This window comes from Microbacterium sp. CFSPD4_SD4 (assembly GCF_057364585.1).
On the sequence record NZ_JBNFOC010000012.1, the window covers coordinates 26,085 to 49,614 of the forward strand.

At 70.8% G+C, this 23,530-nt stretch carries 23 protein-coding genes and 2 pseudogenes; 6 read left to right on the forward strand and 19 right to left on the reverse strand.

Features of this window, described 5'->3' with window-relative positions; translation table 11 throughout:
• Nucleotides 1-53: 53 nt before the first annotated feature.
• From AC2W7E_RS14410 to AC2W7E_RS14470, 13 genes and pseudogenes are all read right to left on the reverse strand, one after another.
• Nucleotides 54-1,169 carry a GuaB3 family IMP dehydrogenase-related protein gene (locus tag AC2W7E_RS14410; RefSeq protein ID WP_025103746.1) on the reverse strand — a complete coding sequence of 372 codons (1,116 nt, stop codon included), beginning with the start codon at nt 1,167-1,169 and terminating at the stop codon, nt 54-56.
• A 45-nt stretch (nt 1,170-1,214) separates the two neighbouring features.
• A complete protein-coding gene (locus AC2W7E_RS14415) occupies nt 1,215-2,903 on the reverse strand; it encodes an ABC-F family ATP-binding cassette domain-containing protein (RefSeq protein ID WP_485989375.1) in 1,689 nt (562 codons plus the stop codon).
• Nucleotides 2,904-2,983: 80 nt separating this feature from the next.
• A complete protein-coding gene (locus tag AC2W7E_RS14420; RefSeq protein WP_025103744.1) occupies nt 2,984-3,349 on the reverse strand; it encodes a type II toxin-antitoxin system VapC family toxin in 366 nt (121 codons plus the stop codon).
• Nucleotides 3,346-3,591: an AbrB/MazE/SpoVT family DNA-binding domain-containing protein gene (locus tag AC2W7E_RS14425; protein ID WP_025103743.1), complete on the reverse strand. Its 246-nt coding sequence runs from the start codon at nt 3,589-3,591 to the stop codon at nt 3,346-3,348. The genes AC2W7E_RS14420 and AC2W7E_RS14425 overlap by 4 nt, the downstream gene beginning before the upstream one ends.
• A gap of 33 nt (nt 3,592-3,624) precedes the next feature.
• Nucleotides 3,625-3,924, reverse strand: coding sequence for a sensor histidine kinase (locus tag AC2W7E_RS14430; protein ID WP_485989392.1), 300 nt, complete (start codon nt 3,922-3,924; stop codon nt 3,625-3,627).
• Nucleotides 3,925-4,195: 271 nt separating this feature from the next.
• A pseudogene (locus tag AC2W7E_RS14435) lies at nt 4,196-5,443 on the reverse strand (histidine kinase dimerization/phospho-acceptor domain-containing protein); the annotation flags it as partial.
• On the reverse strand, nt 5,440-5,787 hold the full coding sequence (locus tag AC2W7E_RS14440) for a response regulator (protein WP_025103741.1): 348 nt from the start codon (nt 5,785-5,787) through the stop codon (nt 5,440-5,442). The gene AC2W7E_RS14440 and the pseudogene AC2W7E_RS14435, both read right to left, overlap by 4 nt.
• Entirely contained in the window at nt 5,784-5,927 is a 144-nt protein-coding gene (locus AC2W7E_RS14445; protein ID WP_157524008.1) for a hypothetical protein, read from the reverse strand. The genes AC2W7E_RS14440 and AC2W7E_RS14445 overlap by 4 nt, the downstream gene beginning before the upstream one ends.
• Nucleotides 5,924-7,411 carry a glycosyltransferase family 2 protein gene (locus tag AC2W7E_RS14450; RefSeq protein ID WP_025103740.1) on the reverse strand — a complete coding sequence of 496 codons (1,488 nt, stop codon included), beginning with the start codon at nt 7,409-7,411 and terminating at the stop codon, nt 5,924-5,926. Before AC2W7E_RS14450 ends, AC2W7E_RS14445 begins: the two co-directional genes overlap by 4 nt.
• Nucleotides 7,411-8,124 carry a PHP domain-containing protein gene (locus AC2W7E_RS14455; RefSeq protein WP_025103739.1) on the reverse strand — a complete coding sequence of 238 codons (714 nt, stop codon included), beginning with the start codon at nt 8,122-8,124 and terminating at the stop codon, nt 7,411-7,413. The genes AC2W7E_RS14450 and AC2W7E_RS14455 overlap by 1 nt, the downstream gene beginning before the upstream one ends.
• Nucleotides 8,121-9,110 (reverse strand): ATP-grasp domain-containing protein, encoded by a 990-nt coding sequence (locus AC2W7E_RS14460; protein WP_085606880.1) that lies wholly within the window; start codon nt 9,108-9,110, stop codon nt 8,121-8,123. The genes AC2W7E_RS14455 and AC2W7E_RS14460 overlap by 4 nt, the downstream gene beginning before the upstream one ends.
• The gene (locus AC2W7E_RS14465; protein WP_025103737.1) at nt 9,110-10,156 is read right to left on the reverse strand and encodes a response regulator; all 1,047 of its coding nucleotides are present in this window, start codon (nt 10,154-10,156) and stop codon (nt 9,110-9,112) included. Before AC2W7E_RS14465 ends, AC2W7E_RS14460 begins: the two co-directional genes overlap by 1 nt.
• A gap of 138 nt (nt 10,157-10,294) precedes the next feature.
• On the reverse strand, nt 10,295-10,606 hold the full coding sequence (locus tag AC2W7E_RS14470) for a DUF2277 domain-containing protein (RefSeq protein WP_025103736.1): 312 nt from the start codon (nt 10,604-10,606) through the stop codon (nt 10,295-10,297).
• 100 nt (nt 10,607-10,706) lie between these two features.
• On the opposite strand from AC2W7E_RS14470, the gene AC2W7E_RS14475 reads away from it, so the two are divergent.
• Nucleotides 10,707-11,117 (forward strand): hypothetical protein, encoded by a 411-nt coding sequence (locus tag AC2W7E_RS14475; protein ID WP_085605835.1) that lies wholly within the window; start codon nt 10,707-10,709, stop codon nt 11,115-11,117.
• A gap of 72 nt (nt 11,118-11,189) precedes the next feature.
• Here the strand turns inward: AC2W7E_RS14475 and guaB are convergent, their stop codons facing one another.
• Entirely contained in the window at nt 11,190-12,692 is a 1,503-nt protein-coding gene (gene guaB, locus AC2W7E_RS14480) for an IMP dehydrogenase (RefSeq protein ID WP_025103734.1), read from the reverse strand.
• 316 nt (nt 12,693-13,008) lie between these two features.
• Here guaB and AC2W7E_RS14485 point away from each other — a divergent pair, with 316 nt between their 5' ends.
• Genes AC2W7E_RS14485 through AC2W7E_RS14500 form a run of 4 tightly spaced genes read left to right on the forward strand, consistent with a single transcriptional unit; the run spans nt 13,009 to nt 17,028 of the window.
• On the forward strand, nt 13,009-14,295 hold the full coding sequence (locus AC2W7E_RS14485; RefSeq protein WP_085605837.1) for a branched-chain amino acid ABC transporter permease: 1,287 nt from the start codon (nt 13,009-13,011) through the stop codon (nt 14,293-14,295).
• A gap of 3 nt (nt 14,296-14,298) precedes the next feature.
• The gene (locus AC2W7E_RS14490; RefSeq protein WP_025103732.1) at nt 14,299-15,276 is read left to right on the forward strand and encodes a branched-chain amino acid ABC transporter permease; all 978 of its coding nucleotides are present in this window, start codon (nt 14,299-14,301) and stop codon (nt 15,274-15,276) included.
• Nucleotides 15,266-16,264, forward strand: a complete 999-nt coding sequence (locus tag AC2W7E_RS14495; RefSeq protein WP_485989376.1) for an ABC transporter ATP-binding protein — start codon at nt 15,266-15,268, stop codon at nt 16,262-16,264. Before AC2W7E_RS14490 ends, AC2W7E_RS14495 begins: the two co-directional genes overlap by 11 nt.
• Entirely contained in the window at nt 16,261-17,028 is a 768-nt protein-coding gene (locus AC2W7E_RS14500; RefSeq protein WP_485989378.1) for an ABC transporter ATP-binding protein, read from the forward strand. Before AC2W7E_RS14495 ends, AC2W7E_RS14500 begins: the two co-directional genes overlap by 4 nt.
• 65 nt (nt 17,029-17,093) lie before the next feature.
• Here AC2W7E_RS14500 and AC2W7E_RS14505 read toward each other — a convergent pair whose 3' ends face one another.
• The 3 genes from AC2W7E_RS14505 to groES all read right to left on the reverse strand — a co-directional run bounded on the left by AC2W7E_RS14505 (nt 17,094) and on the right by groES (nt 19,858).
• Nucleotides 17,094-18,350, reverse strand: a complete 1,257-nt coding sequence (locus AC2W7E_RS14505; protein WP_025103729.1) for an ABC transporter substrate-binding protein — start codon at nt 18,348-18,350, stop codon at nt 17,094-17,096.
• Between the two features lie 144 nt (nt 18,351-18,494).
• On the reverse strand, nt 18,495-19,427 hold the full coding sequence (gene rarD, locus AC2W7E_RS14510) for an EamA family transporter RarD (protein WP_126894305.1): 933 nt from the start codon (nt 19,425-19,427) through the stop codon (nt 18,495-18,497).
• Between the two features lie 134 nt (nt 19,428-19,561).
• Nucleotides 19,562-19,858: a co-chaperone GroES gene (gene groES / locus AC2W7E_RS14515; protein WP_017203655.1), complete on the reverse strand. Its 297-nt coding sequence runs from the start codon at nt 19,856-19,858 to the stop codon at nt 19,562-19,564.
• 150 nt (nt 19,859-20,008) lie between these two features.
• Here groES and AC2W7E_RS14520 point away from each other — a divergent pair.
• A pseudogene (locus AC2W7E_RS14520) lies at nt 20,009-21,213 on the forward strand (class I SAM-dependent methyltransferase).
• A gap of 7 nt (nt 21,214-21,220) precedes the next feature.
• Here the strand turns inward: AC2W7E_RS14520 and AC2W7E_RS14525 are convergent.
• On the reverse strand, nt 21,221-22,414 hold the full coding sequence (locus tag AC2W7E_RS14525) for a hypothetical protein (protein ID WP_485989379.1): 1,194 nt from the start codon (nt 22,412-22,414) through the stop codon (nt 21,221-21,223).
• Nucleotides 22,398-23,519, reverse strand: coding sequence for a hypothetical protein (locus tag AC2W7E_RS14530; protein ID WP_485989380.1), 1,122 nt, complete (start codon nt 23,517-23,519; stop codon nt 22,398-22,400). The genes AC2W7E_RS14525 and AC2W7E_RS14530 overlap by 17 nt, the downstream gene beginning before the upstream one ends.
• Between the last annotated feature and the right edge of the window lie 11 nt (nt 23,520-23,530).

The window sequence follows — 23,530 nt, forward strand, 5'->3', positions numbered from 1 at the left end:
TCACGGAGGGTCGGCGGGAAGGGAGCAGGTGCGGTCACGGTGATGCGGAGACCTCAGGCCTCGTACGGAGCCAGCACGACCTCCACCCGCTGGAACTCCTTGAGGTCGGAGTATCCGGTGGTGGCCATCGACTTGCGCAGCGCGCCGATGAGGTTCGCGGTGCCGTCGGCGACCGGAGCGGGGCCGTAGAGGATCTCCTCCAGCGTGCCGATGCCGCCCACCTCGACGCGTCGTCCGCGCGGGAGCTTGGGGTGGTGTGCCTCGGGACCCCAGTGGAACCCCTGGCCGGGGGCGTCCGTGGCACGGGCCAGGGCGACACCGAGCATGACCGCGTCGGCGCCCATGGCGAGCGCCTTCACGATGTCGCCCGAGGTGCCGACGCCGCCGTCGGCGATCACGTGCACGTAGCGCCCGCCGGACTCGTCGAGGTAGTCCCGACGCGCGGCCGCCACGTCCGACACCGCGGTCGCCATGGGGGCGTGGATGCCGAGGGTGGCACGGGTGGTGGACGCCGCACCGCCGCCGAAGCCCACGAGCACGCCGGCCGCGCCGGTGCGCATGAGGTGGAGCGCCGCGGTGTAGGTCGCCGCTCCGCCCACGATCACCGGAACGTCGAGGTCGTAGATGAACTTCTTGAGGTTCAGCGGCTCCGCCACGCTCGACACGTGCTCCGCGGAGACGGTCGTGCCGCGGATGACGAACAGGTCGACCCCGGCCGCGGCGACGGTGTCGTAGAACTCCTGCGTGCGCTGCGGAGTGAGGGAGCCGGCGACGGTGACGCCCGCCTCCCGGATCTCGGCGAGGCGGCGGGTGATGAGCTCGGGCTTGATGGGCTCGGAGTAGAGCTCCTGCATGCGCACGGTCGCCCGGTCCTCCGCGAGGCCCGCGATCTCGGCGAGCAGCGGCTCTGGGTCCTCGTAGCGGGTCCAGAGCCCCTCCAGGTCGAGCACTCCCAGACCGCCGAGCTGCCCGAGCATGATCGCGGTGCGCGGGCTGACGACCGAGTCCATCGGCGCACCGAGCACCGGGATCTCGAAGCCGAAGGCGTCGATCGTCCACGCGGTGGACACGTCCTCCGGGTTGCGCGTGCGCCGCGAGGGCACCACCGCGATGTCGTCGAACGTGTACGCGCGACGCGCGCGCTTTCCTCGGCCGAGCTCGATCTCCATGGTCACCCGTCCAGCCTACCCGGCACCCGGCGGCCTCCGCGGCGGTCAGCGCGCACGCGCCACCCGCCGCTCGTCCCACACCGGCTCGTCGGACTCGTAGACCTCGCCGTCCGTGCCGAACACGAGGAACCGGTCGAAGGAGCGCGCGAACCACCGGTCGTGCGTGACCGCCACCACGGTGCCCTCGAAGCGTCCGAGCGCCTCCTCCAGCGCCTCGGCCGACTCCAGGTCGAGGTTGTCGGTGGGCTCGTCGAGGAGGAGCAGGGTCGCGCCGGAGAGCTCGAGCAGGAGCACCTGGAACCGCGCCTGCTGTCCGCCGGAGAGCGATTCGAACGGCTGCTGGGCCTGGCGGACGAGGCCGTATCTGTCCAGAGCCGAACTCGCCGCGTCGCGGGGCATCCCGTCACGGAGGTCGTCTCCCCGGTGCAGGATCTCGAGCAGGGTGCGACCGACGAACTCCGGGTGCGCGTGGGTCTGCGCGAAGAGCCCCGGCACCACGCGGGCGCCCAGCACCGCACGCCCCGTGTGCGCGACGGGACGGAGCTCCTCCGCGGCCGCGGTCACGTGCCCGAGGGACGGGTCCGGGTCGGTGCCACCGCGGGCCAGCAGCCGCAGGAAGTGCGACTTGCCCGAGCCGTTGGAGCCGAGCACGCCGACGCGGTCGCCGTACCAGATCTCGGTGTCGAACGGACGCATGAGGCCGGTCAGCTCCAGCCGCTCCGCGACGACGGCCCGCTTGCCGGTCCTGGCGCCGCGGAGGCGCATGTCGAACTCCTGCGCCGGGGGCCGCTCCTCGGGCGGGCCCGCCTCCTCGAACTTCCGCAGCCGCGTCTGCGCCGCCTGGTAGCGGGACGCGAAGCCGTCGTTCGCGGCCGCCTTGACCTTGAGGTTCGCGACGAGGACGCGGAGCTTCTCGTGCTGCTCGTCCCACCGCCGGCGCAGCTCATCGAGCCGATCCATCCGGTCGGTGCGCGCCTGGTGATAGGTGGCGAAGCTCCCGCCGTGCACCCAGGCGGTCGACCCCGCCGCGCCGGGCTCCAGCGTGATCAGCCGATCGGCGGCCCTGGCGAGGAGCTCGCGGTCGTGCGAGACCAGCAGCACGGTCTTGTCGGTGGCGCGCAGCCGCTCCTCGAGCCACCGCTTGGTCGGCACGTCGAGGTAGTTGTCCGGCTCGTCGAGCAGGAGCACCTCGTCCGGGCCGCGCAGCAGCGCTTCCAGGGCGAGCCGCTTCTGCTCGCCGCCGGAGAGGGAGGTGAGCTCGCGGTAGCGCGCCCGCTCGAACGGCACGCCGAGCGCCGCCACGGTGCACTGGTCCCACACGGTCTCGTGCTCGTAGCCGCCGGCGTCCGCGTACTCGGCGATCGCGGAGGCGTAGGCCATCTGGGTGTCGTGCTCGTCGCGGTCGATGAGGGCGTTCTCCGCGGCCTCCAGCGCCTCCGCGGCGGCACGGAGGCGGGTGGGAGCCACCCGCACGAGCAGCTCGTGCACGGTCTGGCCCGGCTCGCCGTGTCCGACGAACTGGTCCATGACGCCGAGTCCGCCGTCGATGGTCACGACCCCGTCGTCGGCCGGCTGCTCGCCGCGGATGATCCGCAGCAGCGTCGTCTTCCCCGCCCCGTTCGGCCCGATGAGAGCGCTCGTCGAGCCCGCCCCGACACGGAACGACACCTCGTCGAGAAGCGGTCTGCCATCGGGAAGCGTCAGCGAGACTCCGGATGCGTCGATGTACCCCACAGGCGTGGCCGTCCTTCCGCCCGCGGACAGCGAGCCGACCAGGCTATCAGTCCGCGGGGCTCCGCGACGACCGGGACGAGCTACGGTCGTAGCTGCTCGATGCGCCCGCCGTCGCCCCATGCCCGGTCCGCGGTCAGCACCGCCGCGTCCATCCGTTCGGCGAGCGCCAGGCACAACCGGTCTCCGAGAGAGAGCCCGGTGCCCCGGGCCCAGAGCGCTGCCGCCCTTTCCGCGTCGCGATGCGAGACGGGCTCGATCGTCAGACGATAGCTGAGGAGGAGTCCGGAGGCGATGCCCCAGTCGGCCCCGGCGGCGCGCACCTTCTGGGCCACCTCCGACCAGTTCGCCGCACCGATGACGCCGCCATCGAGAGCCTGCTCCACGCGGGCGGCACCGGGCTCGTCCTGAAGGAATGCCAGCACAGCCGACGCGTCGAGGACCGTCACGCCGCGTCGTCCTGCGCAGCGGCCGCGCGGCGCTCGGCGAGCAGAGCCTCCAGGACGCTCTGCCCCTCGAGCTGACTGCGGATGAGCGCCTTCGCCTGTTCGCGAGTGAGGAGGACGACGCCACCCTCCGCTTCGATCATCAGGAGGGGAACGCCCTGATCCCAGTGCTGCCGCGCGCGCAGCTCAGCCGGAATCACCAGACGGCCGCGGTCTCCCATCGGAGCGACGAAGGTGGTATCCATCAACCCACGATACCACTGCCCGTCCTCGCGTGGTCAGTCCGCGCGGCTGAGGGTCTGCAGCACCTCGGTCTTGGGAGCCGCCGGGAGGAAGAACCGGAACTCGGTACCCACCCCCTCCTCGCTGGTCACGTCCATGGACCCGCCGTGGGCCAGCACGATCGCCCGCGTGATAGTGAGCCCCAGCCCCACCCCCGGCACGGCATTGCGGGTGGCCGTCGAGGCCCGGAAGAACCGGGTGAAGAGCATGCGCTGCTCGTCCTGTGGGATCCCGACCCCGGTGTCGGCGATGGCCACCTGCACCCCGCCGTCGAGGCGACGCACGGCGGCCGTCACCCGACCCCGCGCGGGTGAACTTGATGGCGTTCGAGAGGAGGTTGTCCACCGCCTGCCCGAGGCGTCCGGGATCGACGAGCAGCGGGATCGGCTCGTCCCCGACCTGCAGGTCCAGCTCGATCCCCTCGCGCTGCGCGTGCGGTCCCGCCGAGGCCACGGCCGTACGCACGAGCGCCGCGACGTCCGCCTCGTCCCGTTCCAAGGGGAAGCGCCCCGACTCCACCTGCGCCGTGAAGAGCAGGTCGCCGACGAGGTTCAGCAGGCGTTTCGCGTTGCGCTCGATGATGCCGACGAACTCCTGCTGGTCCTCCGTCAGCGGCTGACCCGGATCGTTCTGCAGCAGGTCGAGGAAGCCGATGATCGCGCTCAGCGGCGTCCGCAGCTCATGGGAGATCATCCCCACGAACTCGTCCTTCATGCGCGCGACCTCGACGGCTCTCGTCTCATCGGTGAGCACGAACAGGTAGCCCTGCTGCGCGCCGGACGGATCCTTGTGCGGCGTCACGGTCACCCGGGCGGGTACCGTCGTGCCGCCCGCGGTCTTGACCTCGATGTCGCCGTCGACCGTGTTCCCCGCGTCCGCCTGGGCGAAGAGCTCGCAGAGGCCCTCCGGCACGTCCGCGCGCTCGTCGGGCGCACCGGGCACGCGCGGTGCGCGCGCGACCCCCTCGCGTGCGGCGGTGTCCTCGGCCAGCATGGTCAACGCCGACGACGAGAAGAAGCGATCGACACGTACGTCGTCGAGAGCCTCGTCGTGAGAGAGCCCGAGCAGGCGGACGGCCCCGGGGTTCCAGGCCGTGACGCGGCCGTCGCGATCGGTGCCGATCACGGCCTGCGCGGTGATCGACGCCCACAGGCCCTCGAACGAGTCGAGCAGCACGCGGTACTCGTGCTCCTTCTGTCGCAGCTGCACGATCATCGAGACGTTCTCGGACAGCGCCTTGGTCCGCTCAGTGACCAGCTCCTCCGCCTGCTGCACCCGCAGGCGCTGTTGCCGGGAGAGCTCGTTCACCACGGCCGCGACGGCCGCGAAGACGAGAGGACCGACGACGCCGCGGAGCCACACGACCGCGTTCGTCGGCGGTTCGATGACGTAGGGGATCAGGAGCGCGAGCGACGTGAACGCGCCGACGACGAAGACCCAGCGGATGCCGGGCGCCGCCGCGATCCAGATCACGGGGAGCAGCACGAGCGCGCTGAAGAGCGAGGCCGCCCCTCCCGTCCCCGCGCGGAAGAGCCCCAGTCCCAGGATGTCGACCATCGGGACCAGGAGCACGATCCAGCCCTCCCGGATGTGCAACGCGCTGAGCACTCCGGCGTGGAGCGTCGCGACGAGGACGATCGCGAGGCCGGCGAGGGCGAGGGTGAGATCGGTGAACGGCAGGCTGGGGATGGCCCAGGTCATCACGCCCGCGATCACCGCGGCGACGAGCGTCGGGACCTGCTTGATGATCGGGTTCGGGTTGTCGACGACCCGGTACCAGCGGTTCTCGGCGCGCTCCAGCGGTGTCGCCCTCATCGCGGAACCCGTTCCACGGCGCGATGGAGGTCGGCCCCGGTGATCGGCTTCGGCAGGGCCGCGTCCGCCGGCGGGTACTCCGCGACATCCAGCACCGAGCTGACGATGAGGAAGCACTCCGGATAGCGTTCGTGGATCAGGCGGCAGCAGGCCTGCCCGGAGATGCCGGGCAGCAGCAGGTCCAGGACGGCGACCTGGGGGTCGATGTCCGGGAAGGCGGCGATGGCAGACTCCGCATCGGGCGCGACGAACACGTCGAAGCCCTCCCGGTCGAGGTACCGCCCCAGGAGGGTCGCCTGATCCGGAGCGTCCTCGACGACCAGGGCGAGCGGCCGTCCGGTCATCGCAGGAGCAGCTCTCGGACGACGACGATCACGACCACGACGGCGAGGGAGATGAGCGCCTGTGGGATGAGGCGGCGCTCCTTCCGGGCGTCGGCCGCGATCTCCTCCACCTCGGCGTCGTGCGATGGTGCGTCGGTCATGAGTCGACCCGTCCGATCTTCTCGGTCTTGATCCAGGAGGCGTCCGCGCGACGCCACTCCTTGAGGTACGAGTCGGCGGTGATCGCGCACAGCAGCGATCCGTACCCGCAGACGTAGAGCAGCAGGCCCGCGAAGAAGCGTCCGGCCGGAAGCGGCTCGACCGCCCGCGCGAGCCAGATGCCGAGCATCGACACCGGCCCCCAGAGGGCGAACGCCATCAGCCACAGCACCCGCGTCTGCTCCGTCGACTCCTGCCCCGCCGCGCCGATCAGACCGTCCAGGGCCCAGGGGAACAGCGCCAGGGCCATGAGGATCAGCGCCCCGAGCCCTGGGAACATGATCGCCTCGCGCCAGGACTGCCGCCCGATGCGCGGATCGAGCTGGACGGAGTAGAGCATCGAGAAGATGTAGATGGCCGCCGCGGCGATCCACATGAACCGGAACACGAACTCCGCGACGTCGCTGTGCAGGAGCAGGAGGACGATCATCGCGGTGGCGGCGAGGAGCAGGAGCGCCGGCATCAGCAGGATCGTGAACCAGGCCAGCCCGAAGGGGATGCTGCCCAGGTTGTGGTCGCGACTCGGACGGAACCAGAGCTTCTTGTAGATCGAGGTGAGCTGCACGTTGCCGCGCGCCCAGCGCAGCCGCTGCTTCCAGAGACTGTCGATCGTCCGCGGCTCCTCGGCGAGCACCACGGCGTGCGGTTCGAACACCATCCGGCGGCCGTGGAGCTGACTCTCGAAGGTCGTCATGGTGTCCTCGGCGAGCGTGCCCGTCGGGATGCGTCCGCCGATCGCCTCGAGGTTCGCGCGGGAATGCAGCTGGGCGCCCCCGGCGAGGCAGGCGATCGCTCCCCCGACGTTCTGCGTGCGCCGTGCCGAGAGCTGGCCGATGACGTACTCGATCGCGATGAACCGGGTGAGGTAGTTGCGGTCCCTGCTGCCCTCCGCGATGTAGGCCGTGACGGCCCCGACCTCCTCGTCCGCGAGGTGCCGGGTGAGCTTGCGCAGGGAGTTGCGCGCGAAGATCACGTCGGCGTCCATGATGAGCACCGCCTCGGTCCACGGGTCGGCGAGCACGACGTCGAGGCCGTGGTTCAGCGTGTGCGCCTTGCCTTCGCCACCCTTCTCGCGTCGCAGGTGGACGACCCGCCCCGGATAGGTCGCCGCCTTCTGCTGCACGATGGCCGGGGTGTCGTCCGTGGAGGCGTCGTCGACGACGAAGACACGGAGGCGCTCGGCGGGGTACTCGAGCTGGAGCAGCCGCTCGATCGCGGGGCCGATGACGAGGCCCTCGTTCCATGCCGGGATGACCACGGCCACGTTCGGGTGGTACGGGGCGGCCTTGCCGTAGTGATTGCGGAAGGCGTGCAGCGGCAGCATGAGGAACTGCAGACCGGTGTTGACGACCGGCAGCGTGCCGATCAGCACGCAGAGGAGGAGGATGACGACGACGACCGTCTCGATCCAGGTCAGTTCGGGCATCAGCGTCCTTCCGTCCCGGTGAGCAGCGGGACGATGCGGGAATACCGGCCGACGTCTGCGGCCACGTGGCTGTCGGTGGAGGCCACGATGCCGGCGCCCGCGCGCTCCAGGGCGTTCAGCGCCTCCGCCCCGGGGCACACCCATTTCTCGTTGACCTCGACGAGCGTGTCCGTCTCGGCGGCGGCTCGCGCCCACGCGTCGAGGCGCTCGCCCCCGAGCTCCTCCTCCGCGAGGCCGATCTTCGGCAGGATCGAGAAGCAGTGCGCGAGCTGGTTGCCCGGATGGCGGCGCATGGTGGCGATGACGGCGTCCACGAACTGGTCGAGGACGTCGGCCGGCGCCCAGCCCGCGGCGATGCGCTCGCGGACCGCGGTGGGTCCGAGCGGCCCGTCCACGCCGGGGAACTGATGATCGGCGATGAGGATCCGGTCGATGCCCGCCGGAAGCGCCGGGATGTCGAGCGCGCCCGAGGCGTCGAGGATCTTCGCCTCCACTCCGGTGAGCACGGTCAGCCCGTCCGGGACGGACAGGCCGCGGACGGCGGCGAGGTACTCCGGCACCCAGGTCGTGCCCTGCCGCACGTGGTCGACGAGACGGACGGTGTCGAGACCGACGGCCGCAGCCGCGGCGACGTTCTCCTCCAGGGTGGAGACCGCGTCGTCGGAGAACGTGGAGTGGACGTGGTGGTCTCCGCGCAGGGCGGGATGACTCACAGCTCCTCCTGGTGACCGGCGTGCGCCGACACGAGCACGTCGTCGACCTCGACGATCACGTCCTCCAGGAAGCGCACGGAGGCGACCTCACGGAAGGGCACCTGCACCGGGATCTCCCGGCCGAGGAAGAGATCGGCGACGAGCGACGGGATGTCGACCCCGGCGGCGATCGTCAGCGGGAGCGCCCCGGGGAAGCGCGGGTTGACCTCGAGCAGCACGGCCCGCCCGTCCCGGTCGCGGCGGAGCTGCACGTTGGCGACGCCGACGAGGCCGATCGCCCGCGCGATGGCGGCGGCGGTCTCCTCGAGCTCGGGGTCGCGGAGGGTGCGGCCGGCGATCGCGACCCCGGAGTCCACCCGGGCACGGGTGCGCGGCACCGCCGCGACCACGCCACCGGAGGCGTCGGCGATCACATCGACCGAGTACTCCTCGCCGGGGAGGAAGTCCTGCACGATCAGCCCCTCATCCGTGGGGAGGGCGGCGAGCGCCTCCGCGTCGGGGACGAGGCGCACGCCGCGGCTGCCCGCCCCCTGCCGGGGCTTGGCGAACACGGGGAACTCCCACGCGACCTCCGCGGCATCCGGGCCGGCGAGCACGGTGCGCGGCACACGACCGGTCGGCGCGCAGCGCGCCGCGAGGGCGAGCTTGTCGAGGGCGGTGTGCAGCGTGTCGGCGGGCGGCGCGGCGAGGACCGCGGGGGCCAGCTCGTCCCGGCGGTCCGCGAGCGCGATCAGCTCCACGTCGACGGTGGAGACCACGAGGTCGAGACCGTCCTCGGCGACCATCCGCGCGATCGCCGGCACGAAGTCCGCGTCCCGCCCCGGGGGAACCAGACGACGCTGCGCCGGCGGGACGAGGTAGATGCCGCTCGCCCAGCCGTCCATGTCGGCCGCGAAGACCGTCAGATCGGACCGGCGCAGCAGGGAGCGGATCACCGCGACTCCGGCGGGGCCCCCGGCTCCGGTGACCAGTACGCGCTTCGTCATCAGCTCTCCCGTCGGGTCAGTTCATGGGCGCCGATGAACTCGGCGGTCTCGCGCACGACCTCCAGCGGCTCGACGGCCACGCCGCCGCCGAACCGCGACCAGTAGCGGGCGGTGGCCGTGACGAACTCCGGCGCGAGGTACTCCCGGTTCGCGGCGGCCTGGGACTGGAAGCACTCCAGCAGCCGCAGCTTGTCGTCGAGGAAGCGGTCGATGCGGACGAAGCGCGTGGGCCGGTAGTCGATGGTCGCGGAAGGGCTCTGGTAGCACGCGACCGTGCCGACGCGGCGCGTCGCGACGATCGTCGCCTCGTTCACCGCGCGGTGATCCTGGTGGCGGTCATGGTGCGAGTGCGTGTAGACGATGGTCGGCTGGATCTCCTGCACGACCTCCTCGATGAGGCGGACGGTCGACCCGCCACCGGAGATCTCGGTGTCGACCAGGTCTTTCACGAACAGCCGGGCGCCCACCTGCTCGGCGGCGGCGAGGGACTCGTGCTGGCGGCTGTCCGCATCACCGCCGCGCGCACCGCGGGAGAGCGTGAGGATGGTGATGCGATCGCCGGCGGCCGCATGGGCTGCGAGGATGCCGCCGACACCGATCTCGACGTCGTCCGGGTGCGCTCCGATCGCGAGGACGACCTCACCGGTCTTCGCCTCCGCTGTCCGGCGCCGGGACTCCTCGACGAGCCGGGTGACCGACTCCACGAGCCGGGCGTTGTCGAGCGGCTTGGTGAGGAACTCGTCGGCCTGCGCCCGGAGCGCGGAGACGGCGTACTCGACCGAGACGTGCGCCGTCATGACGATGACCGGCACGGTGGGCATGAGGCGGCGCAGCTCCGCGAGGAGCTCCAGGCCGCTGAGTCCCGGCATCTCGATGTCGGTGACGACGACGTCGGGTTTCACCGCCGCAGCTTTCTCGAGCGCCGACCGGCCGTCGTCCGCGAGATCGACGACGCAGCCCGCACGCCTTTCCAGGACGGTCTTCACGAGCAGGGCGACGTCGTGGTCGTCGTCGACGACGAGGATGCGAGGGGGGACCTCAGCCATGTACAGCTCTCCTTGGGGAGATTCCCTGCCGAGGGGATTCGGCGGTGCGACCGCGGTGCCTTCATCACCGGGCCGCAGGGAAAGTCGAGCGGGGTACGTCGATTCTGGCACAGGGCTCCACCCCCGGCCCGCAGCGCTTCAGCCCGCGCGCGCCGCCCGCTTCTCCTCCTGGTAGAGCCGGATCGCCTCGTACCGCTCCGCCGATCGCGCCCGCCTCTTCGCCGCCTGCTCCTCGCGGTTCTTGGGCGGCGCCGAGGTCACGAGATCATCGAGCAGCCGCCGCGTGGCCACGGCGATCTCGGCCACCGCGCGATCGAAGACCTCACGGTTCGCCCGCGACGGCGCCGTCGTCCCGGAGATCTTGCGGACGAACTGGAGCGCAGCCTCGCGGCACTCCTCGTCGGTGGCCGCGGGCTCGAGGTTGTTCAGAGGCACGATGTTTCGGCACATACCGGCACCGTACGCGCGGCTCACGGGCCGCGAAAGGGGGATGGCATGCCCGTCCCGCCGTCGCTACGCTCTGGGCTACGACCGGAACCGAGGAGAGATCATGACCGACGCACCGCCGCCCGACGCCCCGCCGCCCTACAACCCGCCGCCGCCCAGCAGCACGCCCTCGCCGTATCCCGCCGCCTCCGCTCCCCCGCCCGGCACCGCCTCCGCGCAGGACGTGCCGACGTCGCCCCCGGGGCGGGTGCTGTCGATCATCGGCCTCGTGCTGGCGTTCCTGCTGCCGCCGGTCGGCCTCATCCTCAGCATCATCGCCGCCGTGCAGCTCGGCAAAGCGAAGGCTCCCAAGGGCATCGCGATCGCCGGCATCATCGTCGGCGCCGTCCTGACGATCTTCGCGATCATCGGCATCATCCTGCTGGCGACCGTGCTGGCCGGCGTGATCGGGACGTGCGCCGAGCTGGGCCCCGGGGTCTGGGACGTCGGCGGCGTCACCTACCGCTGCGGCTGACCGCACCGCGAACGGCGAGGGGCCGGATGCAGCGCATCCGGCCCCTCGTGCGTCCCCCTGCGGGGGTCGCGGTCACTTCTTGTAGTTCGGCGCCTCGACGACGATCTGCACGTCGTGCGGGTGCGACTCCTTGAGCCCGGCCGAGGTGATGCGCACGAACTTGCCGCGCTGCTTGAGCTCCTCGATGGTGCGGGCGCCGACGTAGAACATCGACTGCCGCAGGCCGCCGACGAGCTGGTAGGCGACGGCCGAGAGCGGGCCGCGGTAGGGGACCTGGCCCTCGATGCCCTCCGGGATCAGCTTGTCGTCGCTGGGCACGTCGGCCTGGAAGTAGCGGTCCTTCGAGTAGGACGTCTGCTTGCCGCGCGTCTGCATGGCACCGAGCGAGCCCATGCCGCGGTACTGCTTGAACTGCTTGCCCGACTGGAAGACGATCTCGCCCGGCGACTCGTCCGTGCCGGCCAGGAGCGAGCCGAGCATCACGGCGTCGGCACCGGCGACGAGCGCCTTCGCGATGTCGCCCGAGTACTGCAGGCCGCCGTCGGCGATCACCGGGACGCCGGCGGGGCGCGCCGCGAGCGAGGCCTCGTAGACGGCGGTGACCTGCGGCACGCCGACACCGGCGACCACGCGGGTGGTGCAGATCGAGCCGGGGCCCACGCCCACCTTGACCGCGTCGACGCCCGCGTCCACGAGCGCCTGCGCGCCCTCGCGGGTGGCGACGTTGCCGCCGATCACGTCGATGTGGGCGAACGACTCGTCGGCCTTGAGGCGCTTGACGAGGTCGATCACGCCCTGCGACTGCCCGTTGGCGGTGTCCACGACGAGCACGTCCACCCCGGCGTCGCGGAGGGCCTCGGCGCGCTCCCACGCGTCGCCGAAGAAGCCGATCGCCGCGCCCACCCGCAGGCGGCCCTGGTCGTCCTTGGTGGCGAGCGGGTACTTCTCGCTCTTGTCGAAGTCCTTGATGGTGATGAGGCCGGCGAGCTTGCCGTCCTCGTCGATGAGGGGCAGCTTCTCGACGCGGTGCTTCGCGAACAGCGCGATGACCTCGCCCGCGGCGACGCCGACGGGGGCGGTGACGAGGTTCTCCCTCGTCATGACGTCCTTGACGAACGTGCTCTGACGCTCGAAGCCGGAGACGAAGCGCATGTCGCGGTTCGTGATGATGCCCACCAGGCGACCCTCGTCGTCCACGACCGGGAGGCCGGAGATCCGGTACTTGGCGCACAGCGCGTCGACCTCCTCCACCGTCGCGTCCTGCGTCGTGGTGATCGGGTCGGTGATCATGCCGGACTCGCTGCGCTTCACGCGGTCGACGTGCGCGGCCTGGTCGGCGATCGAGAGGTTGCGGTGCAGGATGCCGATGCCGCCCTCCCGGGCCATGGCGATCGCCATGCGGGATTCGGTCACCGTGTCCATCGCGCTGGAGAGCAGCGGCGTCGCGACGGAGATCCGTCGGGTGATCCGGGACGACGTGTCGGCCTCACTGGGGATGACGTCGGTGTGCCCGGGGAGCAGCAGCACGTCATCGTAGGTCAGTCCGACGAAGCCGAAGGGATCGTGCTGGTCCATGGAATCTCCTCCTGCGCGAGTGGCGCGGATCCGGGTGCGAATGGGGGGTCGACGTCGGCCGGTGCGCGGGCGTGACCCGTATGGAGATTCTAAGCGAGACACGCCCGAGAACATTCCCAGGGCCCTGTCGTTACCGGACCGTTGGCCGGGACGATAGGTGATTCGCCGATCGCCCATTACGCTCAAGTGCGTCGTCCATCCCCGCGGTTCGACCCGAGCCCGCGGAGACAGCACTCACAGTGGAGGTTGCGTGGGACCCACAGCACTCGCCGGACCGCGAAAGCGCCCTTGGGCCTTCGCCTTCTTCGGAATCCTGATGGCGCTCGCGGCATCGCTCCTGCTCCCTCCCTCAGCGGCCTCCGCCGAGACCACGGACGACGGGCAGGAGGTCACCGACTTCTACTTCGCCGGCGTCGTCACCAACGGCGACGAGCCCGTCGAAGGCGTCGTCATGACGATCGAGGGCAACGGCTTCGACGCCGAGACCGAGACGGACGCCGAGGGCAAGTGGCGCCTCTACGTGCCGGAGAAGGAGACGTACACCCTCACGGTGGACGAGTCCACGCTTCCGGACGGCGTGATCGTCGACGCGACGCAGCTTCCCGAGGGCATCCAGCCCGTCGCCGGCACCACCGCCTCGTTCGAGCTGGAGTTCGGTCTCACCGGGACGAAGATCGTCAACCTCTTCCTCGGCGAGGGCGAGCGGGTGACCGTCTCCTTCCTCGATCAGCTCCTGTCGCGCCTGGTGGGCGGTCTGAACTTCGGGCTCCTGCTGGGGCTCGCCTCGATGGGCGCCGCACTCATCTACGGCACGACCCGGCTGTCGAACTTCGCGCACGGCGAGATGGTGACGTGGGGCGCGGTGATCACCCTCGTCGTCACCTCCTTCTGGCAGCTCCCGCTGTGGGCCGGCATCATCGCCGCGGTCATCGGCGGCGCGGCGCTCGGCTGGGCGCTGGACGCCGGCATCTGGAAGCCGCTGCGGCGCCGTGGTCTGGGCGTCGTCCAGCTCATGATCGTCAGCATCGGCCTCTCCCTGGCCCTGCGCTACGGCCTGCAGTACATCATCGGCGGCAACACCTACCAGCTGCCCGGCGCGAGTCCGGAGCCGATCCGCCTCGGTCCGATCTCCCTGTCGTACATCGACATGATCGGCATGGCCACGAGCATCATCGTGATCCTCGGCGTCGCGTTCTTCCTCACCCGCACCCGCACCGGGAAGGCGACGAGGGCGATCTCGGACAACCCGCAGCTCGCCGCCGCCTCCGGCATCGACGTGGACAAGGTCATCCGCGTCGTCTGGATCCTCGCCGGTACCCTGGCCGCGATCTCCGGCATCCTCTGGGCGTACTTCCGCCCCGGCGTGAAGTGGGACATGGGCATGCAGATGCTGCTGCTGATGTTCTGCGCCATCACGCTCGGCGGCCTCGGCTCCGCGATCGGCGCCCTGATCGGCTCGATCATCGTCGGCCTCGCCGTCGAGGTCTCCACGCTCCTCGGAGTGCCGACCGACCTCAAGTACGCCAGCGCCCTCGTCGCGCTGATCATCATCCTGCTCGTGCGACCGCAGGGCATCCTCGGACGCAAGGAAAGGTTGGGCTGACGCATGGACTTCGGAAGCATCTTCGGCAACACCGCCTCCTACCTGTTCAGCCCGACGACGATCGCCTACGCGCTCGCGGCCACCGGCCTCGCGGTGCACTTCGGGTACACGGGTCTGCTCAACTTCGGCATGGCGGCGTTCATGGCGATCGGCGGCTACGGCTACGCGATCTCGATCCTCACCTTCGGATTCCCGTGGTGGCTGGGCGTGCTCGTCGGCATCACCGGCGGCGCGCTCTTCGCCCTGCTGCTGGGCATCCCGACCCTGCGGCTGCGCGCCGACTACCTCGCCATCGCGACCATCGCGGCCGCCGAGGTCGTCCGCCTGATGTTCGTCACCGAGCTCTTCAAGGACTGGACGAACTCCGCGGGCGGTCTGTCCGGGTACCACCAGAGCTTCCGCGACGCCAACCCGTTCCCCCCGGGGACCTATGGCTTCGGCCCGTGGACGTACAACGCCAACGACCTCTGGGTGCGGGTGTTCGGTCTGCTCACGCTCGCTCTGACGATCCTCGTGGTCTGGGCGCTCATGCGCAGCCCGTGGGGCCGGGTGCTCAAGGGCATCCGCGAGGACGAGGACGCCGTGCGCTCGCTCGGCAAGAACGTCTTCGCCTACAAGATGCAGGCGCTCGTGGTGGGCGGTGTGATCGGTGCGCTCGGCGGCATCGTCTTCGTCCTGCCGTCGGCGGTCATCCCCGGCAGCTACTCGACGTCGCTGACGTTCTTCCTGTGGACGATCCTGCTCCTCGGCGGCGCGGCCACGGTGTTCGGCCCGACGCTCGGCGCCGTCCTGTTCTGGGTGGTGTTCGCCTTCCTCGGCGCGCTCCTCCCCGCGATGGCCACGGCCGGCTACCTGCCCATGACGAGCGCTCAGGCCGACGTGGTGCGCTACATCCTCATCGGCATCGTGCTGATGCTCATCGTCGTGTTCCGCCCGCAGGGCATCCTGGGGAACAAGAGGGAGATGACCTTTGTCAAGTGAGAACGACGCGGCCGTCACGCCCGCGAAGAGCGCTCCCCGCGCCAAGACCACCGGCCTCGCCGCGGGTCCCGTCGCCCCCGGAGTCAAGAAGGTCGACCCGATCCTCGTCGTGGACGCCGTGCAGCGGCGCTTCGGCGGCCTCACGGCGGTCGACGTCGACCACCTTGAGATCCCGCGCGGCGCCATCACGGCGCTCATCGGCCCCAACGGCGCCGGCAAGACCACGCTGTTCAATCTCCTGTGCGGCTTCGACAAGCCCAACAGCGGCACGTGGTCCTACGACGGCAAGAACCTGTCCGGCATCCCGTCGTTCAAGGTCGCCCGGATGGGACAGGTGCGCACCTTCCAGCTCACCAAGTCGCTGTCGCTGCTGACCGTGCTGGAGAACATGAAGCTCGGCGCGAAGGACCAGCGCGGCGAGGGCTTCTGGGCAGGGCTGTTCCCCTTCCTCTGGCGCAAGCAGGAGCAGGAGATCGAGCAGCGCGCCCACGAGCTCCTCGTGCGCTTCAAGCTCGACGCCAAGGAGCAGGACTTCGCGGCGTCGCTCTCCGGCGGGCAGCGCAAGCTGCTGGAGATGGCCAGGGCCCTCATGAGCGACCCGAGCCTGGTGATGCTCGACGAGCCGATGGCCGGGGTGAACCCCGCCCTCACGCAGTCGCTCCTCGATCACATCCTCGACCTCAAGGACCTCGGGATGACCGTGCTGTTCGTGGAGCACGACATGCACATGGTCCGTCACATCGCCGACTGGGTGGTCGTGATGGCCGAGGGGCGCGTGGTGGCCGAGGGGCCGCCGGAGACCGTCATGGAGGACCCCGCGGTGGTGGACGCCTACCTCGGCGCCCACCAGGACGTGGACCTCGGCGCCGTCACCGGCCGTCTCCCGGTGATCTCCGACGCCGACGCGGAGCGCATCCGCGAGCAGATCGAGACAGAGGTCGAGGCCGAGGTCGAGGCCGAGGACGCCGCCGAGGAGGGCAAGGCATGAGCACCGCAACCCCCGCCGAGGGCGCCGCCCGGGCCGACGACGTGGTCGTCGAGCTGAAGGACGTGCACGCCGGCTACCTGCCGGGAGTCAACATCCTCAACGGCGCCAACCTCGTCGCCCGCCAGGGTGAGCTCATCGGCATCATCGGCCCGAACGGCGCCGGGAAGTCGACGCTCCTCAAGGCGATCTTCGGCATGGTGAACGTCCGCGAGGGCGACATCACGGTCAACGGCGAGAGCATCGTCGGTCTCAAGGCCGACAAGCTCGTGCGCCGCGGTGTGGCCTTCGTGCCGCAGACGAACAACGTGTTCCCGTCGCTCACCATCCAGGAGAACCTGGAGATGGGCCTCTACCAGAACCCGAAGATCTTCGCGGAGCGGCTCGAGTTCGTCAGCAGCATCTTCGCCGAGATCGGCAAGCGCCTGAAGCAGCGGGCCGGCTCGCTCTCCGGCGGTGAGCGGCAGATGGTGGCCATGTCGCGCGCGCTCATGATGGACCCCTCGGTGCTGCTGCTGGACGAGCCGTCCGCCGGCCTCTCCCCCGTGCGACAGGACGACGCCTTCATCCGCGTCTCCGACATCAACAAGGCGGGCGTCACGACGATCATGGTCGAGCAGAACGCCCGCCGGTGCCTGCAGATCTGCGACCGCGGCTATGTGCTCGACCAGGGCAAGGACGCCTACGAGGGCACCGGCCGGGAGCTGCTGAACGACCCGAAGGTCATCGGCCTCTACCTCGGCACCCTCGGGACCGACGCGGCCTGAGACGCGGCCCAGGAACGACGAAGGCCCCGGATGCCGAAGCATCCGGGGCCTTCGTCGTCGCTGCGTTACTTGATGCGCGAGGTGACGTTCTCGGAGTCGAATTCGTAGACGCCGATGGCAGCGCCCTTCGGGTCGTTGTTCTCGTCGAACGTGATCTCACCGGAGAGGCCGTCGTAGTCCGGCGTGCCGCCGTCGTTGATGATCGCGGCGCAGTCGGCGTAGTTGTCGCACTTCTCGCCGTCGCCGTCACCACCGGAGACGGTGATCATCTCCGCGGCGATGTCCGGGCCCTCGACCGAGCCGGCCTTCAGCGCGGCCAGAGCGATCAGCACCACGGCGTCGTACGCCTCGGCCGAGTACGTCACGGCGTCGATCGGGTCGTTGCCCTCGGCCGTCCAGACCGCGTTCAGCTGGTCGAGGAAGTCCTGCGGCAGCTCGGCGCCGGCGCGGGTGCCCTTCGAGCCCTCGAGGCTGACCGACACGTCCGCACCCCAGTCCTTGAGGTTGCCGTCGACGAGGTACAGCGACCCCGTGTCGACCCCGGCGTTGCCGAGCAGCGGCGCGATCGTGGCGAACTGGTCGTAGGAGACGACGGCGACCGCATCCGGCTTGGCCGCGGCGATCTCCGAGACCTGGGCGTTGAACTGTCCGTCGCCCTGGTTGTACGAGGCGTCGGCGACGACCTCGCCGCCGGTGCTCTCGAAGGTGGCCTTGATCGCCTCGAACAGCCCCGTGCCGTACGGGTCGTTCTGGTAGATGATGCCCAGCGTCTTGTGACCGTCCTCGGCGATCTCGTTGCCGAGCACCTCGCCCTGCAGGTTGTCGCTCGGCGCGGTGCGGAAGTACAGCGGGTTGATGCCCGTGAAGTCCGGCGAGGTGTTGGACGGGGACACCGTCAGGATGTCGGCACCCGCGTTGCCGTCGAGGATGAGCTTGGTGACGCTCGAGGACGCCGCGCCGATCATGGCGGTGATGCCGTCGTTGCGCAGGTTGGTGATGGAGGTCTCGTAGGCCTTGTTGTCGAGGTCGCCCTCGTCGGCCGTGCTGAGGTCGATCGTGATGCCGGCGTCGGCCTCGTTGATCTGGTCCACGGCGAGCTGGACGCCGGCCTCCATCGGCGCGCCCAGGAACGCGAGCGTACCGGTGGCGGGCAGCAGCGAACCGAGCTTGAGCGTCAGGTCGGCGGCGGGCTTGTCGCCACCCCCGTCCGACGGCTCCGCGTTCGGCGTGCTGCTGCAGCCCGCGATGATGAGGGCGGAGGCGCTGACCAGCGCGATCCCGGCGAAGATCCTCGCGCTGCGCGAGCCCTTCAGTGCGTTCATGATGCTCCCTTGCGTAAACGAACGTGGATGGTGACCACAGTCGGGTGCTCTAACACTAGGGCGTGCGCCCCGCGCGCAGGAGGGGCAAGTATCTCGGTGCGTTAACGATCCAGGACCGCTGTTTCCGCCGGTGGGCGGGCGGGATCAGAGCCCCGCGGCGGGGGTGTCCCGACGGCCGCGCCGTGCGGCGAGGAGCAGATCGACGACGAAGACCGCGATCGCGATCCACACCAGGACGAACCCGATCCAGCGCTCCGGCGGCATCGGCTCGTGCAGCACGACGACCCCGATCAGGAACTGGAGGATCGGGGTGAGGAACTGCAGCATGCCGATGACGGCGAGATCGACACGACGCGTGCCGGCCGCGAACAGCAGCAGAGGGACGGCCGTCGCCACTCCCGCGAACGCGAGCAGCACGGCATGCGGCCAGCCCGCGGTCCCCATGGTGAGGCCGGCCGGCGTCGTCGCCACGATCACGAGCTGCACCACCGCGATGGGGATCAGCCAGAACGACTCGAGCGTCAGCCCGCTGACCGCGTCGACGGCGGGGCCGATCTTCTTCTTGATGAGCCCGTACAGGCCGAAGGAGGCCGTGAGCGTCAAGGCGATCCAGGGGACGTGGCCGTACGCCACGACGATGACCACGACCGCGATGGCCGCGATACCGACGGCCACCCACTGCAGCCGGCGGATGCGCTCCTTGAGCACGAAGACGCCGAGCAGCACCGTCGTGATCGGGTTGATGAAATAGCCGAGCGCCGTCTCCACCACGTTCCCGCTCAGCGTGCCGAGGACGAAGACCTGCCAGTTGACGTAGATGAGGAGGCCGGCCAGGGCCGTCCACCCCAGCAGCCGCGGACTCCGGACGATCGCGAGGAAGGCGGCCCATCCCCTCGTGACCGTGAGCAGCAGGAGACAGAAGACGAAGGAGAGCAGCACCCGCCAGGCGACGACCTCCCACGGACCGGTGGGCTGCAGCAGGAGGAAGTAGAGGGGCAGGACGCCCCACAGCAGGTAGGCGCTCCCGGCGTAGGCGACGCCCGCCGTCCGGGTGGCGCGGGTCGTCTCAACGGTCACCGCACAACCCTATGCCTGCGCCGCCGGGCGACGCGCCGTTCGGGACGCAGAAGAGGGCCCGGATGCCGATGCATCCGGGCCCTCTTCTGCGGACCGGGTTCCCGTCCGGCGAGCGGAGGGAACCGGGTGTGCGATCAGCGGACGACGACCGCCAGGACGTCGCGAGCCGACAGGACGAGGAACTCGTCCGCGCCGAACTTCACCTCGGTGCCGCCGTACTTGCTGTAGAGCACGCGGTCGCCGACGGCGACGTCGAGCGGAACGCGGTTGCCGTTGTCGTCGATACGGCCGGGGCCGACCGCCACGACCTCGCCCTCCTGGGGCTTCTCCTTGGCGGTGTCGGGGATGACCAGGCCACTCGCGGTGGTCTGCTCGGCCTCGACCTGCTTGATGACGATGCGGTCCTCGAGCGGCTTGATGGAAACCGACACGGTCTACCTCTTCTTTCTTGACGCTGACACGAAAGACTCGTTCGCACTCTCAACCCGAGAGTGCTAATGCCAGTGTAGGCGGTCGGCTGGCACTCATGCAATGCGAGTGCCAACCCCGATCCGGCGGCGACCGGGTCCTAGGGTGGGAGGGTGGAGATGTCCGAGCTGCGCGCCCTGCTGACCCCCGCCGGCCTCGAGCTGCTCGATGCGCTCGGGCCGGTCACCTCCACCGCCGAGGCGGCCGCAGCCGTCTCCCGGCTGCGCGCCGCCGGCCACTCCCCCGACCTCGTCTCCGCCGTCGTCGGCCAGGCGCACCTGCGCGCCAAGGCCACGGCGAAGTTCGGCCCGTTCGCCGCCCGCATGCTCTTCACCCGCGCGGGCCTCGAGCAGGCCACACGCCTCGGAGTGGCCGCCCGCCACGCCAGCGGATCCGCCGGGCCGGCCTCACGAGCGTCGCCGACCTCGGCTGCGGGATCGGCGGCGACGCCCTCGCGTTCGCCGGCGCCGGACTGGCGGTGCACGCCGTGGACGCCGACGAGGTGACCGCGGCCTTCGCCGCCTACAACCTCGCCCCGTTCGGGGAGGACGCCACAGTACGCCACGCGACCGCGGAGGAGGCCCTCGGAGAACCGGTCCCCGGCCAGGCGATCTGGATGGACCCCGCCCGCCGCACCTCCGGGCACAGCGAGACCCGGCGCGTCTCCGCCGACGACTACTCGCCGTCGCTCGACTGGGCGTTCGCCGTCGCCGCGCAGCGCCCCACCGGGATCAAGCTCGGCCCCGCCCACGACCGCGACCGCCTGCCCACGGACGCGGAGACGCAGTGGGTCAGCGCCGACGGGAGCGTGGTCGAGCTCGTGGTGTGGTCGCGCGAGCTCGCGAGGGAAGGGGTGCGGCGCTCCGCTCTCGTCATCCGCGGCGAGCGCTCGCACGAGCTCACCGGATCCGCGGATGCCGAGGATGCTCCGGTCCGTGCGCTCGGGGCCTTCCTCCACGAGCCGGACGGGGCCGTCATCCGGGCCCGGCTCATCGGCGACGTCGCCCGCAGCCTCGATGCGGGGATGCTCGATCCGCGCATCGCCTACCTGACCTCGGACGCCGCCCTGACGAGCCCGTTCGTGCAGTCCTTCCGCGTCCGGGAGACGCTGCCGATCACGCCGAAGACGATCAACGCGGCCTTGAAGACCCACGGCATCGGCCGCATCGAGATCAAGAAGCGCGGGGTGGACGTCGATCCGGCGGCCTTCCGGCGCAAGCTGACCCTGCGCGGCGACGCCGAGGCGACCCTGATCCTCGCCCGGTTCGGCGATCAGCGCCGCGCGATCCTCGCCGACCGGGTGCCCGCCGCGGACTGAGAGCGTGTCAGCCCTCCGGGTCGCGGCCCGGGATGTCGACGCGGATCGGATCCCCGGGCGGGCCGGTGGTCACGAGGTAGGACTCGCCCGTCGCCGCGTCGACGACGGCGGGGCCCGAGGTCACGGTGAGATAGGGCGTCTGCCAGCGCGTGAAGTCCACCTCGATGACGGATGCCGACAGCAGCTCCCCGGTCTCCTGGTCGACGTCGAGCAACTGCACGCGGAGCCCGGACTGGACGGCTTCGTCGATCGTGGCGCACTGGCGCGAGCCGTCGGCGTCGACGATCAGGCAGCGCTGGGAGGGCCCGCTCTCCGTGCTGCGGTCGCCGAGCCAGACCGGCTGCTCGCGGAACGACCCGAGGACGGAGAGGTTGAGGTCATAGCCGTCGCCGACGAGCTCTTCCGCCCTCGCGCGCTCCGCCTCGCCGAACTGGGCGACGAGCGTGGAGCTGCCTCCCCAGCGCTGGATGCTCACCATCGGCTCGTCCGTGGTGGAGAAGAGCATGACCGCCGTCACGCTGTCGAAGGAGAAGGAGCTCTCCTCGTCGTCCGCGGAGGAGACCGGCACGGGGAGCGAGGCGTACAGGCCCGTCCCCACCTCCTCCCCGGCCAGGCAGGTCGACTGGGAGTCGGCGCCCACGTCGAGGATCAGGCACCGGGTGGCCCCGTCGTCCTGTGTGGCGAACCAGGCGAGCGCCCCCTCCGCCTCTCCCACCGGGCGGACGGAGCCGGGATCGTAGTCCTCCCCGGCGAGTTCGATCCGCCGGTCCTCCTGCGCCTCCGTCAGGGGGAACGCGTCCGGTCGCGGGGCGAACAGCGCCCACCCGGCCCCCACGCCGATCGCGAGGAGAGCCGCCGACGCCACGAGCACCGGCACGAGAACGCGGCGGTTCGCGGCCGGCGCCTCGGACGCGGAGATGTCCTCCGTGTCCTCGGGCGCGGCGTCTTCCGCGACCGGCCCTTTCTCCGGCTCCGGGAGAGCGTCCGCGACCTCCTTCGCACCGCCGGGGTCCGGGGGTGCGGACGTCGCCGGCTCCTCGGACGCGGATAGAGCCGTGCGGCGGCGCTCCGCCTGGAGCTCCTCCAGCCGGAGGGCTGCGGCAGCGTCGAGCCCGCCGTCACGGCCGTATGCCGCACGCTCCAGCGCCCGGCGCTCCGCGTCGTCGTCTCCGGACTGGGGTCGGTCAGTCTCCTCCCGCACCGACGTCGCTCCCTTCTCGGATGATCACGAAGGACGGGGAGCCACCGCCCGGCAGCTCGTAGGTCGTCAGGCCGCCGGTCTCCGCGTCGGTCAGCTGCAACCTCAGCCGACCGTCGTGCTCCTGCAGCGTCTCCGTCGTCTCGCAGGCTTTCGGCGCGTCCGGTGTCGCCCCGTCGTAGACGAGGCACTGCCGCCCCGTCTCGGCCTCGGAGGCCGTCCAGATCGGGACGTCGCGGTCGTACCCCACGACCCAGATCGAGTGGGGGTCGAAGCCGTCCTCGACCAGACGCGCGGCCGTGCGGGTCTCTTCCTCGTTCGCATAGGTGATGCCGCTGCCCTCACCGGAGCCGTACTCCGAGACGCCGACGGCCACCGCCGGTTCGCCGTCGGGCGTGAGGAGCAACTGCGCCATGACCTGTCGGGTGTACTCGTCGTCCCGCTGCGTCGTCACCTCGCCCCACAGTCCTTCCTTCTGGACGGCTTCCCGCTGGTTGCAGCTCGGCGTCGTGCTCTCCGCCGATCCGAGGACCAGGCAGACGCTCGCCCCGCCGTTCTGTGTCGCCATCCAGACGACCGCGCCCTCCTCCGTCGCGACGGCGCGCACCGATCCGGGGTCGTACTTCCCGGATGCGATGAGTTCGGACTGCCACCCCTGCTGCTCGGCGCTGAGCGCGACCGCGGCACCGCCGGTCCGGCCGAAGGCGAGCCACCCGATGCCGAGCCCCAGGAGGACCATGACGACCGCGGCGAGCGCGAGCATCCCGCGCGAACGGTGCCGCGCCTCGGTAACGGCGGGGCGGTCGGTCCGGGTGGCGTCGTCCACCCTCTCGTCGTCCAGCACCACGGGAGCGTCGTCTCCTGTCGGAGTCTCGCCGTCGTCCGGCACGGTGGCGAGGGAGTGCCGGGACCGCGGAGGACCGGGCTGCCGGGTCTCCTGCACAGAGCCGGCCATCGGATCCGACGTGCTCGGTCCCGGAGACGGACGCCGCCGGGCATCGTCGAGCTGTCGCAGGCGCGCGGCCTCCGCGTCCGTGAGGCCTCCGCCCGGGCCGAAGGCCTTGCGCTGCAGGGCCCTGCGCTCCTCGACATCGTCGTCGTCCGTCATGGCCATCCCGC